General features: G+C 35.8%; 12 protein-coding genes. 4 read left to right on the top strand and 8 right to left on the bottom strand.

The features are described from left to right. From clpB to ACYQ3P_RS03510, 4 genes are all read right to left on the bottom strand, one after another. A complete protein-coding gene (clpB, locus tag ACYQ3P_RS03495; protein WP_460176563.1) occupies window positions 1-2,631 on the bottom strand; it encodes an ATP-dependent chaperone ClpB in 2,631 nt (876 codons plus the stop codon). 43 nt (window positions 2,632-2,674) lie between these two features. Next, window positions 2,675-3,013 (bottom strand): MerR family transcriptional regulator, encoded by a 339-nt coding sequence (locus ACYQ3P_RS03500; protein WP_460176564.1) that lies wholly within the window; start codon window positions 3,011-3,013, stop codon window positions 2,675-2,677. Window positions 3,014-3,015: 2 nt separating this feature from the next. Beyond that, on the bottom strand, window positions 3,016-4,098 hold the full coding sequence (dnaJ, locus tag ACYQ3P_RS03505) for a molecular chaperone DnaJ (RefSeq protein ID WP_460176565.1): 1,083 nt from the start codon (window positions 4,096-4,098) through the stop codon (window positions 3,016-3,018). Window positions 4,099-4,189: 91 nt separating this feature from the next. After that, a complete protein-coding gene (locus tag ACYQ3P_RS03510; protein WP_460176566.1) occupies window positions 4,190-5,059 on the bottom strand; it encodes a DUF4405 domain-containing protein in 870 nt (289 codons plus the stop codon). 104 nt (window positions 5,060-5,163) lie between these two features. Between ACYQ3P_RS03510 and ACYQ3P_RS03515 the strand changes: the two genes are divergently transcribed. Beyond that, on the top strand, window positions 5,164-5,649 hold the full coding sequence (locus tag ACYQ3P_RS03515) for a peroxiredoxin (protein WP_460176567.1): 486 nt from the start codon (window positions 5,164-5,166) through the stop codon (window positions 5,647-5,649). On the opposite strand, the gene mqnC is transcribed toward ACYQ3P_RS03515, so the two are convergent. The 3 genes from mqnC to ACYQ3P_RS03530 all read right to left on the bottom strand — a co-directional run bounded on the left by mqnC (window position 5,646) and on the right by ACYQ3P_RS03530 (window position 8,343). Next, window positions 5,646-6,692 (bottom strand): cyclic dehypoxanthinyl futalosine synthase, encoded by a 1,047-nt coding sequence (mqnC, locus tag ACYQ3P_RS03520; protein ID WP_460176568.1) that lies wholly within the window; start codon window positions 6,690-6,692, stop codon window positions 5,646-5,648. The genes ACYQ3P_RS03515 and mqnC overlap by 4 nt on opposite strands. Beyond that, window positions 6,680-7,759, bottom strand: coding sequence for an aminofutalosine synthase MqnE (gene mqnE / locus ACYQ3P_RS03525; protein WP_460176569.1), 1,080 nt, complete (start codon window positions 7,757-7,759; stop codon window positions 6,680-6,682). Before mqnE ends, mqnC begins: the two co-directional genes overlap by 13 nt. Window positions 7,760-7,866: 107 nt before the next feature. Next, a complete protein-coding gene (locus tag ACYQ3P_RS03530; RefSeq protein ID WP_460176570.1) occupies window positions 7,867-8,343 on the bottom strand; it encodes a rhodanese-like domain-containing protein in 477 nt (158 codons plus the stop codon). Between the two features lie 121 nt (window positions 8,344-8,464). Between ACYQ3P_RS03530 and ACYQ3P_RS03535 the strand changes: the two genes are divergently transcribed. The 3 genes from ACYQ3P_RS03535 to ACYQ3P_RS03545 are packed head-to-tail and all read left to right on the top strand — an operon-like array spanning window position 8,465 to window position 12,932. Further along, window positions 8,465-10,219, top strand: a complete 1,755-nt coding sequence (locus ACYQ3P_RS03535) for a carbon starvation CstA family protein (protein ID WP_460176571.1) — start codon at window positions 8,465-8,467, stop codon at window positions 10,217-10,219. Beyond that, window positions 10,216-11,403, top strand: a complete 1,188-nt coding sequence (gene lhgO, locus ACYQ3P_RS03540; protein ID WP_460176572.1) for an L-2-hydroxyglutarate oxidase — start codon at window positions 10,216-10,218, stop codon at window positions 11,401-11,403. Before ACYQ3P_RS03535 ends, lhgO begins: the two co-directional genes overlap by 4 nt. Continuing rightward, window positions 11,400-12,932 carry a bifunctional aminoglycoside phosphotransferase/ATP-binding protein gene (locus ACYQ3P_RS03545; protein WP_460176573.1) on the top strand — a complete coding sequence of 511 codons (1,533 nt, stop codon included), beginning with the start codon at window positions 11,400-11,402 and terminating at the stop codon, window positions 12,930-12,932. Before lhgO ends, ACYQ3P_RS03545 begins: the two co-directional genes overlap by 4 nt. Here ACYQ3P_RS03545 and ACYQ3P_RS03550 read toward each other — a convergent pair. Continuing rightward, window positions 12,921-14,081 (bottom strand): ATP-binding protein, encoded by a 1,161-nt coding sequence (locus ACYQ3P_RS03550; RefSeq protein ID WP_460176574.1) that lies wholly within the window; start codon window positions 14,079-14,081, stop codon window positions 12,921-12,923. The genes ACYQ3P_RS03545 and ACYQ3P_RS03550 overlap by 12 nt on opposite strands. Between the last annotated feature and the right edge of the window lie 34 nt (window positions 14,082-14,115).

The following is a 14,115-nucleotide window of genomic DNA, read 5'->3' on the forward strand; positions in this document are numbered from 1 at the left end:
TTAAGCTACTTCTGCTTTTACAAGCTTATTAAATACAATTTTACCATCCTTGTAGTCAACTTCTATAGTGTCTCCTTCCTTGAATGTACCATCAATAAGCTTTATAGCAAGGGCATCAAGTATCTGTTTTTGAAGCACTCTTCTTAAAGGTCTTGCACCATACACTGGATCATAGCCAATCGTTGCTATATAATCCTTTGCTGCATCAGTAAGGATAATATCCATCTTCTTCTGCTTTACATAGTTTCTTATTTTCTTCATCTGAATCTCAACAATATCTCTCATTATCTCCTTTGTTAAAGGATTAAATATAATTATCTCATCAATCCTGTTGAGAAACTCTGGTCTGAAGAATGTTCTCAGTTCATCAAAAATCCTTGCCTTAAGGTCTTTCTTTATATCCTGCCAGTGCTCTAAATTCCTGTTTTCAAGGAACTCCTGAATATAGTTGCTTCCAATGTTTGATGTCATGATGATAATTGTATTTCTAAAATCTACTGTTCTGCCATGTCCATCTGTAAGGCGACCATCATCAAGAACCTGTAGCAACACATTAAAAACTTCTGGATGAGCCTTTTCAACCTCATCAAACAAAACAACTGAATATGGACGCCTGCGAACAGCCTCTGTAAGTTGTCCTCCCTCCTCATAGCCAACATATCCCGGAGGCGCACCAATAAGCCTTGATACAGTATGACGCTCCTGATACTCTGACATATCAATACGAATAATAGCATTTTCATCGTCAAATAAAAACTCTGCCAATGCCTTTGCGAGCTCGGTTTTACCAACTCCTGTTGGACCAAGAAACATGAATGAACCAATCGGCCGATTTGGATCCTGAAGCCCTGCTCTTGCTCTTCTGATAGCATTGGATATAGCAACTATTGCTTCATCCTGCCCAACAACCCTTTCACGGAGCCTTTCTTCCATCTTAAGAAGCTTCATAGTTTCACTTTCAAGCAGTTTTTTAACAGGAATGCCTGTCCACTTTGCCACAACCTCTGCAATATCTTCTTCATCAACCTCTTCTTTAAGCATTTTTCTGCCTTTTTGAATTTCCTTCAACCGAGCATTTGCTTCTTCAAGTGCCTTTTGTAATTCAATAAGCCTTCCATATCTTAATTCTGCTGCCCTTGTAAGATCACCTTGTCTCTCTGCCTGCTCACTTGCAATTCGGGTCTGCTCAATCTCAGCCTTGATTTCTCTAATCTTTAAAATTATCTCCTTTTCAGCCTGCCATTGCCTGCTTAGTTCTTCTTTTTTCTCAAGAAGCTGTTGTATTTCCTGAGAAATCTTTTCAATCTTCTCCTTTGCATCTTCAGTTGGCTCTTTACTTAAAGCTTGACGCTCAATTTCAAGCTGTCTGAGCTTTCTCTCTATTTCATCAAGCTCAATAGGCATGCTGTCAATCTCCATTCTAAGCTTTGCTGCTGCCTCATCAATTAAGTCAATTGCCTTGTCAGGTAAGTATCTGTCAGTAATGTATCTTGCAGAAAGCACTGCTGCAGCAACCAGTGCGGAATCCTTTATTTTTACTCCATGATGCACTTCATATCTTTCCTTGAGCCCTCTTAAAATAGAAATCGTATCCTCAACAGAAGGTTCCTTTACCAGTATTGGCTGAAATCTTCTTTCAAGGGCTGGATCTTTCTCAATGTATTTCCTGTATTCATTTACTGTTGTTGCACCAATGCATCTAAGTTCTCCCCTTGCCAATGCAGGCTTTAACATATTGGCTGCATCAACAGCTCCTTCTGCAGCTCCAGCACCAACCAAAGTATGAAGCTCATCTATGAATGTAATAATTCTGCCCTCTGACTGAGTTATCTCTTTTAGCACTGCCTTTAGTCTTTCCTCAAACTCACCTCTATACTTTGCTCCAGCAAGCAATGCTCCAATATCAAGAGCTATCAACTCCTTATCCCTTAAAGACTCTGGAACATCGCCTGCAACTATTCTTTGAGCAAGCCCTTCAACAATAGCAGTTTTTCCAACTCCGGGGTCTCCAATGAGCACAGGATTGTTCTTTGTTCTTCTGCTTAAAACCTGTATTACTCTTCTAATCTCCTCATCCCTTCCAATAACAGGATCAAGCTTTCCTTTCCGTGCAAGTTCTGTTAGATTTTTGCCATATTTAACCAATGACTGATATTTTTCCTCAGGATTGGGGTCTGTTACCTGATGCACTCCTCTTATTGCCCTCATTGCATCAAGAACTTTTTGCCTTGTAATTCCCTGTCTTTTTATTGCATCAAGAGCAGGTCCACCAACATCAAAAAGCGCAATTAGAAGATGTTCAACGCTTATGTATTCGTCCTTAAGATGCTCAGCCTCCTTTTCAGCCTTTTCAAAAAGCTGATTAAGTCTTGGCGTTATATAAATCTGCTCAAGAGGCTGAGAGCCATAAACTTTTGGAATCTTCTCTATTGCCTTCTTTAAATCCGCTTTTATTGCATTAATATCTGCACCACATTCTTTAAGAATTCTTGTAACAAGTCCTTCTGAGTCATCCAACAAAGCATAAAAAATATGCTCAACATCTATCTGTTGATTTGCATACTGAGAGGCAATCTTTTGCGCCTCCCTTATTGCTTCCTGTGTTTTATATGTAAGTCTATCAAGTCTCATTTTCTTCCTCCTTATAATTTGTATTTAACAGTCGTTTAAATGATTAAAAATCCTTTAGGATTTTTTCTAATTTTTTAAAAAGCTCTGTTTTTATATCCTCATCAATGTAACGAAACATCTCGTTCATCATCTCATTCATCATCTGCATCCTTTCCCTCATCCTGAGAATAATATCAACTCCAGCCCTGTTAACTCCCATTTCCTTTGTAAGCTTTATTACAAAGTTTAACCTCTCCAAATCTTCATCTGTGTAAACTCTTTGCCCTCTTATTCTTTTTGGCTTTATAAAACCCTCCCTTTCATATAACCTGACAGTTTGAGGATGAACATTCAGAAGCTTGCAAACCATGCTTATCATGTAATATCTCTCGTCTCTTCGCATAACTACCTCCTAAATAATGTTTCACGAGGGTTTTCAGGATAAAGCCTCTGCAGCTTTTTTATCTCTTCTTTGTCTTTTTGAGAAAGATTCTTTGGAACAACGATTTTTATAATTACATACATATCTCCTACGCCATGACCTTTCACAGAAGGAAAACCCTTAGCAGAAATTCTGAATTTCTGCCCTCCTTGTGTCCCTTCTGGTATTTTCATTGTCACAGAATTACCATCAGGAAGAGGAACTTCAACTTTAGCTCCAAGTGCTGCCTCAACAAATGTCACTGGAAGCTCAATATAAACATCATCTCCCTTACGAGTAAAGAATGGATGAGGAGCAACAGAGATTTCAAGGATTACATCCCCAGAAGGAGCTCCACCTTTACCCGCATTCCCATATCCCCTTAATTTTACTGTAGAACCATTATCTACGCCAGCAGGAATTTTTGCTTTCACTGTCTCTGTTTTTAAGATTCTACCAGCACCAGAACAGGTTCTGCATAAAGATGAAGCTATCCGACCTGAACCACCACAATGAGGACATGTCTGGGAAACCCTTAAAAAACCTCTGGATGCTTGCAGCTTTCCAGTACCGCCACATTTTTTGCAGATGTCCATTTTATCTGCGCCGCTTCCACGACACTCAGGACACTCTTCATATCTGTTATAAGTGATAGGCTTTACTGTTCCTTTATAGGCTTCCTCAAAACTAAGAGTCACTGGAATTACAATATCCTCGCCTCTTGCATAAGTTGAACGTGAAGTAAAAGCATTTCCGAATATATCTTTTTCACCAAAGATGTCTCCAAAAAGATCTCCCAAATCAAAGCCCTTGGTAAAATCATATCCACTAAAGTCATAACCACTGAAATCAAAGCTTTCTCCTCTGTCATATTCTGCTCTTTTTTTGGGGTCACTTAAAACAGCATAGGCTTCGTTAATCTCCTTAAACTTTTCCTCAGCCTCCTTATTACCGGGATTTAAATCAGGATGATACTTCTTTGCAAGTTTGCGATACGCCTTTTTAATTTCTTCTTGTGAGGCGTCTTTGCTAACTCCGAGAATTTTATAATAATCTTTGCGTTCCATAAAGTTATATTAGCATGTTGAGTTAAGTTATATCAAGCGTTAAAAATAATGCAATATTATCAACTATTTGCCCATGTCCTTTCCAGAAAAATCATCTCACATTGTAATTTTCAACAAGAATAATCTTAAGAATTTCAATTGGAGCAATATTGTTCTGGTCTGCTATTTCTTTCAGAGTGTCATTCTCTTTAACAGTAATGCCATGTTCTGCAAGTTTTTTCTTGGCAAGACTAATATCTATGTTATTTTCATTGCAAATCTGTAGCAGTGTTTTTCTTCCTATTCCTCTACCCTCAAACTTCTCTTCAACCTTTTCAGGATTATAGGATTTGATAATTCCTTCTTCCTTTGGTTCAGTTTTTTTAATTAAAGCATAAATTTGCATTGGAGTTGTATTATTTCTTCGTGCAATTTCTCTTAAAGTTTCTGTCTCTTTTTCCACAACTACTCCCTTACTTTTTAGTTCATCCATTGCAATATTCAAATCCATCTTCATCTTTTTTGTAAAATCTCTCAAAGACATTTGATCAGCATAAGGAAAAGGTGGTTCATATTCTGCGCTTTTGCCCCATGAGTTTTTGATGTATTCATTCAGATCAATGATATACTTAAGAGGAGGGATGTTATAAATGCTACTTATTATCACAAATAGAAAAATCAAAAAAGAAAGTATAAACTCCTTTTTAAATGTCTTAGTAATTGATACTTTCTTAAGCAGATAATTCTTCAGTGCATTCCAGTTATAGTAGATATGAAACGATGCAGCTATTAGAAACAAAAAACAAGTAAGAATATGAATGCTCTGCCATTGTGCCTTTGTGAGCCACAGTAATCTTAAATCAATCCAGTTTGCAATTCTCGTATGCGGCACTATATAAAGGATTACACCTGATATTGTTATTGCGATGAAGCTCCATGTTGTAAGCTGAGAAATAAAAGCTCGCCAGTTAATCTTTTTCATCTTTAATCCTCCTTAAGATGTTTTTTAAGCTGATTTTGGAATAACATTTTTATCTAAATACTGTCAATTCTGATATACTAAAAAAATTGCCAATGGAGGATAATATGCTAAAAGTAGGTGACAAAGCGATTGAATTTTGTTTGCAAGGAATTGATGAAAATGGAAATGAAGGAATTTTTTGTCTTAAAGAGCTTCTTTCTACTTTTCTGATACTTTATTTCTATCCCAAAGATAACACCTCAGGATGCTCACAGGAAGCAATGGATTTCAGGGATAATATGGAAGTATTCAACTCCAACCGTATAAAAGTTGTTGGTATAAGCCCTGACAGTCTTGCATCTCATAAGAAATTCAAAGAAAAATTTGGATTGAACTTTATCCTTCTAAGCGATCCAGATAAAGAAGTTGCAAAAGCATACGGAGCATACGGAAAAAAGAAAATGTATGGCAAGGAGGTAGAGGGTATTATTAGAAGTACATTTCTCATAAAGCCTGATTCTACCATATTAAAGGCTTGGTATAATGTAAAAGCAAAGGGACATGTTGAGAGCATAATCAAAGAGCTGAAAGCTGAGGGCTTTATTAGCTAATCAAAAAATCTAAAGATTTTGTAATATGCATCTCTTTGGGCAGGCTTGAAACTAGCGGATTTTATTGCCTGAATAATTTCATCCATTGTTACTCTGTAGCAAACACCAGCTGCTCTTACCACATTCTCCTCAAGCATTGTTGATCCAAAGTCATTTGCACCAAAACGAAGTCCAATTTGGGCAATTTTTATTCCCTGTGTTACCCATGAAACTTGTATGTTTTTGAAATTATTAAGATAAATCCTGCTAAATGCCAAGACCCGAAGATATTTTACTGCTCCTGCAGGCATGAGCTCAGGATTTTCTCTTTTAAGCTCCGTATTGCCTGGTTGAAATGTCCAAGGAATAAAGGCTGTAAAGCCACCTGTTTCATCCTGAAGATTTCTTATAGCGTCAAGATGTTCAATAATGTCTTCTTCTGCGTCAATGCTACCAAACATCATGGTTGCGGATGTTTTCATACCAAGAAGATGTGCTTCATGCATAACAGCAAGCCATTCTGCAGATTTTATCTTATTTGGTGACTGCCTCATTCTTACTCTATCAGAAAGAATTTCAGCTCCACCGCCGGGAATTGAATCAAGTCCTGCTTCATGAAGTCTAAGCAAAACTTCTCTTATGGGAATTCCTTCTTTTTTTGATAGATAAGAAATCTCAGGAGGTGAGAATCCGTGCACATGAATTTTAAAATTTTGCTTTATAAACTTTAACAAATCAATGTAAAAATCCATGCCAAGCTCTGGATTGACTCCACCTTGAAGAAGTATCTGTGTGCCACCTTTCTCTATTGTCTCTTCAATCTTCTTTGCAAGCTCTTCTTTGCTTATTACATAAGCTTCAGGATGCTCCTTTGGACGCCAAAATGCACAGAATTTACATTTGTTTATGCAAATGTTTGTGTAATTTATATTTCTGTCAATGACAAAAGTAACAATTCCATCAGGATGAAGCTTTTTTCTTAAAGAATCAGCCTCTTTGCCAAGTTCATGCAAAGAGGCTTCTTTTAAAATTTCTAATCCTTGTTTTTTATCTACTCTTGCCATGTTCTTATCACATTGTAAAAAGTGTCTCTTTCAGCAGGAGTGCGTCCTGTTTCTTTTATTAAATGAACAAGTTCATCAATAGTTGTTCCCTTTTTTGAACGAGCTCCTGCAGAATGGGCAATTCTTTCTTCAATCACTGTTCCTTCAAGGCAGTCTGCACCAAAGAGAAGGGCAAGCTGAGCAAGTTTTTCGCCAAGCATAATCCAGTAAGCCTTTATGTGAGGAATGTTATCAAGAACAAGCCTTGAAATTGCAATTGTTTTTAAATCATCTATTCCAGATGGATAAGGAACTTTTATGTCAGTATTTTCAGGTTGATAACTAAGTGGAATGAATGCAAGAAAGCCTCCTGTTTCATCCTGAAGCTCTCTAATCTTAAACAAATGTTCAACCCTATCCTCATAGGATTCAACATGACCGTAAAGCATTGTAGAATTTGTTTTTATTCCGAGAGTGTGTGCTGTCTTTATAATCTCAAGCCACCTCTCACCTGAAATTTTCTCAGGACAAATTATATTGCGAACATCTGGATTGAAAATCTCAGCACCTCCACCAGGCATTATGTCAAGTCCTGCAGATTTAAGCCTACTAAGAACTTCTTCAACTGAAAAACCTGATTTCTTTGAAAAATAGTCAATTTCAACTGCAGTAAAAGCCTTTATCCCAATTTTTGGAAATTCTTTCTTTATCGCAGAAATCATATCTAAATAATATTCAAATTCCCAATAAGGATGAAGTCCTGAAACAATGTGAACTTCAGTGATGTATCCTAAGGTTTTTTCAGCTTCCTTAAGGTTTAAAAGCACTTCTTCAATGCTCATCTCATAGGCACCGCTGTCTCCCTTTGAACGCGAGAATGCACAAAATCTGCATCTGTTAACACATATGTTTGTGGGATTTATGTGCCTGTTAACAATAAAATAGGCTCTGTTGGAGTTGATTTTTCTTGATACCTCATCGGCAATTGCACCTATTTCATGAATCTCATCAGAGTAAAAAAGGGCTAATGCCTCTTCTTTTGACAATCTTTCACAATTTCTTATTTTCTCTTTAATCTTTGCAAGCATAGAGTTTATTATAGCACTTTTAGAATTTTTTAGGCTTCTTTGGGATTAAATAATAAAAAAAGGATGCGCAAGCAAACAGGCGCATCCCGAAAAAACTTATTTTCTAATTACCACAAATTTCCTACTATACTTCTTCCAGCCTCAGTGGCAAGTGCAGAAATTCCACCTTTAAAATAAACAACATTCTTAAAACCTGTAGCCATCAAAGCCATTGATGCTGCAACAGCACGAGTTCCAGTATGGCATACAACCACAATTTTCTTGTCCTTTGGAAGCTTGTTAAGATTTTCCTCTTTAAAGAGCTCATGCATTGGAATTCTAATTGTATCCTTATATGTTATTCCAACCATCTGCATTTCCTGAGGAGTTCTGATGTCAAGAATTACGAAGGGTTCTTTCTTTTTAATCATCTCAAAAAGTCCTTTGCCATCTACTTCGCAAGGTCTTTTAGCAACCATTTCTGGTGTAAACTGTGAGAATAAGGCATCAAATCTTTTTGCCATCTCCTTGTCGTAGGCAAAAGAATCTACTGCCAAAAACATCAACAATAAAAGACTTGCCACTAATAAACTTAACTTCCTCATGCTACACCTCCTGAATTAATTTTATTTCTTGTTTGATTGTAATAATTTTTACCACAAATTAGTCAAGCTAAAATATGAGGTATATTATTTTCAAGTTTTCATTTATGATAAAATATAGGCGATGAATATTTTGTGGGTAATAATCATATCTTTTTTACTTTTTTATTTAGCCTTTAAGCTTTATGCAAAATATATTGGACGAGTATTTGATGAAAACGACAAAAGACCTACTCCAGCTATTCAATTCAATGATGGAGTTGACTATGCACCGTCAAAAAGCTTAGTTGTATTTTCTCATCATTTTTCTTCTATTGCTGGAGCAGGACCTATTGTTGGTCCAATTGTAGCAATTCTCTATGGTTTTTATCCTGTATGGTTTTGGATTCTAATAGGCGGAATTTTTATAGGTGCAGTGCATGACAGTGCCTCCCTTTTTGCAAGTCTAAGAGAAAAGGGAAAATCTATTGCAGAAATAGCAAAGAAAACAATGGGTAAATGGGGATACCTGCTTTTCATTCTCTTTGTCTTCTTTATGTTACTTCTTGTATGTTCAGCATTTCTTGACCTTACATGCGTTGCTCTAACATCTATGGTAAAGCTAAAAATTCTTGGACTTCCTGAAACTCAAACTCTTTTTAGAACAATACAAGACCCAAAAACAGGGGAGTCAGTAGCTGTAATTGGAGGAATTGCATCAACTTCAGTAATTATAATAACGGCATTCGCACCAATACTTGGCTATCTTCTTTACAGAAAAAACATAAAAGTATTTCTTGCAGTTGTGATAGCCCTTGCTGTAATTGCAATTTCCATTTACATAGGATTCATTGCTCCTGTTAGGTTTTCAAGAGAAACATGGATGGTTTTGATTTCTGTTTACACTCTTTTTGCATCTACAATCCCCGTATGGCTTGTTCTTCAGACAAGAGATTTTATCAACTCCTTTTTCCTGTATGCTGGCATTGTCGTTTTACTTTTTGCAGCAGTAATTGGAGGACTTAAAGGATTTCAGATAAACATGCCTGCTTTAAATATTGAAGAAGGTTCGTCAAAATTAGGACCAATCTGGCCCATACTTTTTATAACTGTTGCATGCGGAGCAATAAGTGGTTTCCACACTCTTGTTGCAACAGGAACAACAGTGAAGCAAATTTCAAAGGAGTCTGATGCAAGAAAAATAGGCTATGGTGCAATGCTTCTTGAAAGTATGTTAGCAGTTACTGTAATTATAGCTATTTCTGTAGGGCTTACACTGTCAACTTATAAAGATATAGTTTTTCCAACTGCAGGAAAGTCAAATCCCGTTCTTGCATTTTCTTTAGGTTCAGGATTATTCATTGAAAAAATTCTTGGAATTCCATCTTATATAGGTGCAATATTTGGAATTCTAATGATAGAGGGCTTCATTATAACCACTCTTGACACTGCAGTAAGGCTATCAAGATTAATACTTCAGGAATTCTGGAGAAATTTATTCAAAAGAATCCCACAATTTTTACTTTCCCGATTTACAAACTCACTTATAACAGTGGTTTTAATGTTTTTACTTGCATATAAACAGGGCTTTTTAATCATTTGGCCCATCTTTGGCTCTGCAAATCAACTTCTTGCAGCCCTTGCTTTGATAGCAATATCCCTTTGGCTTACAATGATGAGAAAGCCTAATTTCTTTACTGTTTTGCCAGCGATTTTCATGCTTGCAACAACAATTTACTCACTTGGCTATCATCTCATCAAAAAGTTCATCCCAACTGGAAACTATGCATTAATAGGCATTACAGTGGTTCTTTTTGTGCTTGCTTGGTTTGTTTGCTTTATTGCTGTAAGGCGATTTTTTGAATATGTAAAAAATTCAAGGGAGACAGCAAAAGCGTGATCTTAATCTGTGGTGCTGGAATTACAGGACTTTCAATAGCAAGAGAACTTCTAAGTTGTGGTATATCTGATATAACAATCATTGAAAAGGAAAAACAAATTGGAAAGCACGCATCAGGAAGAAACAGCGGTGTTCTTCATGCAGGAATCTATTACACTCCAGACTCCCTTAAGGCAAAATTCTGTCTAAAAGGCAATCTTCTTATGAAGCAATATTGCAGAGAAAAGGGACTTACTCTTATTGAGACAGGAAAAGTAATTGTAACGAAAACGGAAGATGAACTGTCAACTCTTTATGAACTTTACAACAGAGCAAAGGCAAACGGAGCAGAAGTTGAAATAATTGATGAAAAGGAACTGAAAAAAATTGAACCCTATGCAAAAACATTTAAACATGCCCTTTACTCTCCTCATACAGCAGTAATAAATCCCAATGAAGTTTTAAATTACCTTGAACAGGAACTCACAAAAAAAGGAGCAAAAATAATAAAAGGAGTGAAAGTAAAGGGTTTTGCTAAGGGAAACTCGGTTTCAACAGATTCAGGAAAAATAAATTTTGATTTTTTCATAAATGCAGCAGGTGCTCATGCAGACAAAATAGCTCACAGCTTTGGATTAGCATCAAAATACAGAATACTGCCATTTAAAGGGCTTTACAAAAAACTAAGGAAAGAAAAAGCATATCTTGTAAAAGGAAACATTTATCCTGTGCCTGAAATAAGAAATCCTTTTTTAGGAGTTCACTTTACAAAGACTCATGATGGAACAGTTTATGTTGGACCTACAGCAACTCCTGCATTTGGAAGAGAAAACTACAAAATTTTAGAAGATATAGGATTGGAAACATTTGAAATTTTATGGAGAGACCTCTATCTTATTTTAAAAAACAAAAAATTCAGGACAACGGCTTTGTCTGATATTAAAAAATACTTAAAAGCAAACTTTTACAGAGATGTAAAAGACATGATAGAGAATGTGCAAATTTCAGACCTTCTTCCATCAAAAAAAGTTGGCATTAGACCACAACTCATTGATTTAGAGAAAAAGGAGCTTGTTATGGATTTTGTTATTTTAAAAGATGCAAACACTTTACACATTCTTAATGCTATTTCACCAGCTTTCACCTCTGCCTTTGCATTTGCAGAGTTTGTAGTAAAAGAGTATATTTTAGGGAACAAAAGATGATAAACTGGCAAGAAGAGCTTAAAAGAGAGAGCTTTCCTAACAATCCAAAGGATTTAAGAGTTATCCAAACTCATATTTCCTATGTTTTTATTGCTGATGACTTGGTTTACAAAATAAAAAAGCCTGTAAACTTTGGATTCCTTGATTTTACAACTCTTGAGCTAAGAAAACTCTACTGTGAAAGAGAGGTTGAGCTAAACAGAAGACTTTCACCAGAGATATATCGCGGTGTAGTTCCAATTTCTTTTACAAAGGATGGATATATAGTTGAGAACAACACAAATCCTATTGAATATGCTGTAAAGATGAAAAGACTTCCTGAGGAAGGAATGATGCAGAATATCATAAAAAATAAAAAACTCACTGAAAAGCACATTGACTTGATTGTTGATGCCCTTGTTCCTTTTTATGAAAATGCCAAAAGAGCAGATAAGTATGGTTCAGTTGAGACAATCTCATTTAACACTGAAGAAAACTTCTCCCAAACTGCCTCCTATGTTGGAAGAGCAATTAACAGATGGCGATATGAATACATAGTGAAATGGACTCGGGATTTCATAGAAAATAATAAAAAGCTTTTTGAAACAAGAATTAAAAATGGCTTCATAAAAGATGGACATGGAGACCTTTACTCTGCAAATATCTGCTTTGATAATCTTAAAAAAGTTTACATATTTGACTGCATTGAATTTAATGAAAGATTTCGCTATGGTGATGTTGCAAGTGAGATAGCATTTCTAAGCATGGATTTGGACTTTCATGGCTATCAAGAGCTTTCAGATTATTTTGTAAAGAGCTTTGTTGAAAAATCAGGTGACGAGGATCTTCTCAGACTTCTTAATTTCTATAAATGCTACCGAGCATATGTTAGGGCAAAAATTGGATGCTTCACATCAGATGACCCACATCTAAGCGAAGAAAAAAGAAAAGAAGCACTTGAGAATGCAAGAAAATACTTTGACCTTGCCTATATTTATGCAGAAGGCAAACCAAAGATTTTTGTATTTTTTGGACTTTCTGGAACAGGTAAATCAACTATGGCAAGAAAGCTTAAAGACATCGCTCTTTCAGACTGGATTGCATCTGACATTGTAAGAAAAAGCCTTGTTGGACTAAAACCAACTGAGCACAGATATGAGCCATTTGAAAAGGGAATATACAGCAAGGAATTCACTGAAAAAACCTACAAAAAAATGATAGAGCTTGCAAAAGAAAAACTTACTGAGGGAAGAGATGTAATACTTGATGCAACATTCAGGGAGAAGGCATACAGGCAAGAAGTTGAAAGAGAGTTTTCGTTTGCAGATATTTACTGGATTTGGTGTGTTGCAGATGATGATGTAGTAAGGGAGAGATTTTCAAAAAGACAAGAAGCCGAAGACATATCAGATGCAAGATGGGAAATATATTTAGCCCAAAAGGAAAAATTTGAAACTCCCGATGAAGTAAAAGGAAAACTTATAAAACTTGATACTTCAAGGGATGAGGATTTGATTGAAAAATTAATTAAAGAAATATCACCATCCTAATCCCAATATCCATAAAGGCTTGCGGTTTTTGACAGGAACATCTATTTCATCGCTAAATATAAAATCAGCTTTTTTAGGCTTTTTATCCTTACTTCCAATTTCAACTGTAAACCCCTCTACCAGAAAATCGCATTCCTCATCATCTTTGCAGGCAAACACCTGATATTTCTCTTTAAAACACATAACTGCAAAAGCTTCTCTCACATTTCCTAAGTTTCTATCGTAACAGATATAAACTGATGGGTCGGAAAGAAATATTTTTGCACCTTTAGTGTAAACATGCTTGCCTTGTTTTTTAACTATGTTTAAAATCTCGCATTGAGCCATAGTTTCAAGGATATTGTAAAGCTTTTCCTTGCCTATTCCCCACTCTGAACACATACCTGATATATTTATCAGAGGAATTGGTGAGTTAATCAGAGTTCCAACAATAGCAAGTATTACTCTTAAATGATTTTCAGATACTGAAGGAACATAAAAAGGTATGTCATAAAACAAGGATTTTTCAACAAGAGCTTTAAGGCGTTCACAGTAGTTTCCTTCAAGATAAAAAGGTCTTGTGCCTGAATGCAAATAATCTCTGAAAAGTTTGAGTATGTTCAAATTTTTAGTTTTCTCAAAAATACTATCTTCAGGTTCAAAGGGATTAATTTTTTCAATTTCAACGCCTGTTTCAAAGTGTATGTATTCCCTAAATGACATAAGCGGAATTCTGTATTGCACAAATCTTCTTGAAAGGTCTGCAGTAGCTTTTCTAAGAAGAATATTGCTACTGTCACTAATCCATATATACTTGTCAGGATACTCATCATAAAGAGCTTTTACATGAATGCTCCAATTGTTTGCATGATGCACCTCATCAATTACAACTCCATCATAACCACGATTGAATATTGCTGAAACCAAATCATACAAAGGATATGGGCTGACAGCAGGATGATCTGCACTAAAATAAAGAAAATTGAGATTTTGCGATGCAATTTTATGAAGCAAAAAAGTTGTCTTCCCTACACCCCTCAATCCATAAACAAGAGCACCCCTTGATTTTTCAATGTTGATATCTTTGAAATAAAGACGAATTTTGGATGGCACAAATTTTTTGAGCCTTTCAGAAATGACCTCAAGTTTATCTATTAAATCGTTTATCATGTTCTATTATAGAACTTTTTTTTTGATAATTTTC

The organism is Thermodesulfovibrio hydrogeniphilus (assembly GCF_054657355.1).